Annotated in this window: 5 protein-coding genes; 2 read left to right on the top strand and 3 right to left on the bottom strand. The window is 68.5% G+C overall.

Features of this window, described 5'->3' with window-relative positions; all coding sequences use genetic code 11:
- Positions 1–225, top strand: a 225-nt coding sequence (locus tag RMO12_RS06955; protein ID WP_309638725.1) for a tyrosine-type recombinase/integrase, incomplete at its 5' end; no start/stop codon positions are given.
- A gap of 19 nt (positions 226–244) precedes the next feature.
- Here RMO12_RS06955 and RMO12_RS06950 read toward each other — a convergent pair.
- Positions 245–409 (bottom strand): hypothetical protein, encoded by a 165-nt coding sequence (locus RMO12_RS06950; protein WP_309638724.1) that lies wholly within the window; start codon positions 407–409, stop codon positions 245–247.
- Positions 410–726: 317 nt separating this feature from the next.
- On the opposite strand from RMO12_RS06950, the gene msrB reads away from it, so the two are divergent.
- Positions 727–1,206: a peptide-methionine (R)-S-oxide reductase MsrB gene (gene msrB, locus RMO12_RS06945; protein ID WP_309638723.1), complete on the top strand. Its 480-nt coding sequence runs from the start codon at positions 727–729 to the stop codon at positions 1,204–1,206.
- Positions 1,207–1,240: 34 nt separating this feature from the next.
- Here the strand turns inward: msrB and RMO12_RS06940 are convergent, their stop codons facing one another.
- On the bottom strand, positions 1,241–1,642 hold the full coding sequence (locus RMO12_RS06940; RefSeq protein ID WP_309624251.1) for a cupin domain-containing protein: 402 nt from the start codon (positions 1,640–1,642) through the stop codon (positions 1,241–1,243).
- Positions 1,643–1,652: 10 nt separating this feature from the next.
- Positions 1,653–2,426 (bottom strand): MEDS domain-containing protein (locus RMO12_RS06935; RefSeq protein WP_309638722.1); only part of this gene is annotated, 774 nt, incomplete at its 5' end.

Here is a 2,426-nt window from a genome sequence, read left to right as displayed (position 1 = left end):
GCGTTCAAGCGGGCGGTGGTGGGCGCCGGAGTCGAGCGTCCCGCCACGCCGCACACGCTGCGGCATTCGTTTGCAACCCATTTGCTACAGGCGGGCTACGACATCCGCACGGTGCAGGCGCTTCTGGGTCACTCGGACGTGAGCACGACCATGATCTACACGCATGTGTTGAAGGTGGGCGGCGGCGCAGTGCGCAGCCCGCTCGACGCGCTGGTTCCCGCCTGAGGGCAAGGCCGCCGTTTACCTAATGCAGCACCACGTACATCGCCTCGGCCGGGAAGGCAAAGCGCAGCGCGCCGTCGGCGCGCGCTAGCGGCACGGTGCGCAGCGGCATGCCGTTCATGTCGAGCACGGTGAGGCGGGCGACGTGGTCGTTGCGCAGCGTGACTTCGAGCGCCACTGTTGCCACCCGTCAGGGCGCCTTTGAAGCTGAAGTCGGCCAGCGCATGCGTGGGCGCGCGGGGTGTCGAGCGTGACGTAGCCTTGGTCGCGGTCGAGCACGATCTCGCCGGTGTTGGAGCGCGTCGCCCTGCGCATGGGCTCGTACGAAACCGGTCTCACCGGCCACGCGCTCGTTGAGCGAACGCAGGTCGAGCCATGCATAGCCGCGGCGGCGGCCACGTCTTGCCGCCAAGGGAGGCTCGACGGGCCGCGCGTTTGCTCCGTCCGCGAAAGGTCGCCGCGTCTGACGCGACCAACACGCACCACCACGACAGGAGCCACGCCATGACACGACGCCTGCTGCTCGGCCTGCTGGCCGGCCTGGGTCTTTCGCGCCGCACCGCCAGCGCCGCGCCCGCCGCCACGCCAACGCACCCCGAGCCGGTGCAACTCAGCGCGGCCGAATGGAAGCAGCGCCTGAGCGCCGCGCAATACGAGGTGCTGCGCCGCGAGGGCACCGAGCGCCCCTTCAGCAGCGCGCTCAATGGCGAGAAGCGCCCGGGGCGCTACCTGTGCGCCGGCTGCGAACTGCCGCTGTTCACTTCGGACATGAAGTTCGACAGCGGCACCGGCTGGCCGAGCTTTCACACCACCCTGGCCGGTGCCTTCGACACGAGCACCGACTTCAAGCTCGGCCTGCCGCGCACCGAATACCACTGCGCGCGCTGCGGTGGGCACCACGGGCACGTCTTCAATGACGGGCCGGCGCCGAGCGGCAAGCGCTACTGCAACAACGGGGTGGCGTTGAAGTTCAGGGCCAGCTGAGGCGCAGCGGCGGTCGCGACCGCCGCGACCCGTACTACGGCTCGTTGACCGTTTCGTGCTCGGCCGGAAGGATGATTTCGAGCAACTCGCAATCATCCGACCAGCCGACGACGGCATGACGAATGCCCGGCGGCTGTAGCCAGCACGATCCCACGCTCAGGGTCTGCACGCCATGACCCTCGAAGTCCGTCTTGAACCATCCCTTGAGAACGTAGACAAGCTGGAAGTCGACCTTGTGCAGGTGGCGCTCGCTGAACTGCTCGTCGAACGGCGCAATCATGCGGATCACGTGCGCGGTCGCCAGACCGCTCGTGGCCGCTGCGATGCCGAGGTCTCGATAGGCCGAATAGCCTCGCAGGCCGCCGGTCTTGAAATCGGCCTCGTTCAGATGGCTGACGCAAAACGTCTGGCTTGGAGCGGCAAGCCCCTTCGGCATGGTGCCCCCGTCAAACGCGCAGTTCGCGCGCGACGCGGTTGACCTCGTTGACCGGGATCAGCAGCGCACCGTCGTCATGCCGAACGACATCGCGAAAGCGCTGCTCGGCGATCAGCTTGAGCACGTGCGGGCGGCTCAGCAGCAGTTGGCCGGCCGCGGCTTCCACCGTCAGGAAGCTCTTCGCGCCGTCGCCGCCGAGCGGCAAACGGGCCGGTCGATGCGCGCGCACTGCAGCATGCGACCTGCCGGTCGGCGGCGCCCCGCCTTCGTGGCTGGCCAGGCTCTGGAGCGGCGCCGGTGCTGGCGCCATCACCGCGATGCGCGCGCTCTGCGAAGCCAGCGTGAGCTCGTCCTGGCGCCGCCGCAACTCGGCCTCGAGCGCGTTGGCTTGCTGCTGCAAGAGGGCGATGGTGCGGTGCAGCGCTCGAGGCTCGTCGGCAGCGTCGCCCAGGCTCTCGATCGGGTTGACACGCGAGTGCGCTGCGCAGATGCAGGCGAAGGCGTGACGGTGCCCCTCATCTGGAAAGGCGCTCATCGGGTAGGCGCACAGCAGGCTGAGGCGATGCTGCTGCGTCAGCGTGTCCCACAGCTGCTCAAGGCGCGCCGCCGCTGCCACTTTGCCCTGGGCATACAGCAACGCCACCGTCTCGCCGAAGGCGCTGACGCGCCGTGAGCCGTTGTCGGAAATCTGGCGCACCAGGCCGCCGACCACGTCGATGCAACGCTGTTCGTCGAGTTGCCCGTCCACCATCAAGGCGGCGAGGGTTTCGTGCGCCTCGAGGAA

Source organism: Methylibium sp., from assembly GCF_031393925.1.
GTDB lineage: Bacteria > Pseudomonadota > Gammaproteobacteria > Burkholderiales > Burkholderiaceae_C > Methylibium.
This window is presented reverse-complemented; position numbering and strand designations above follow the sequence as displayed.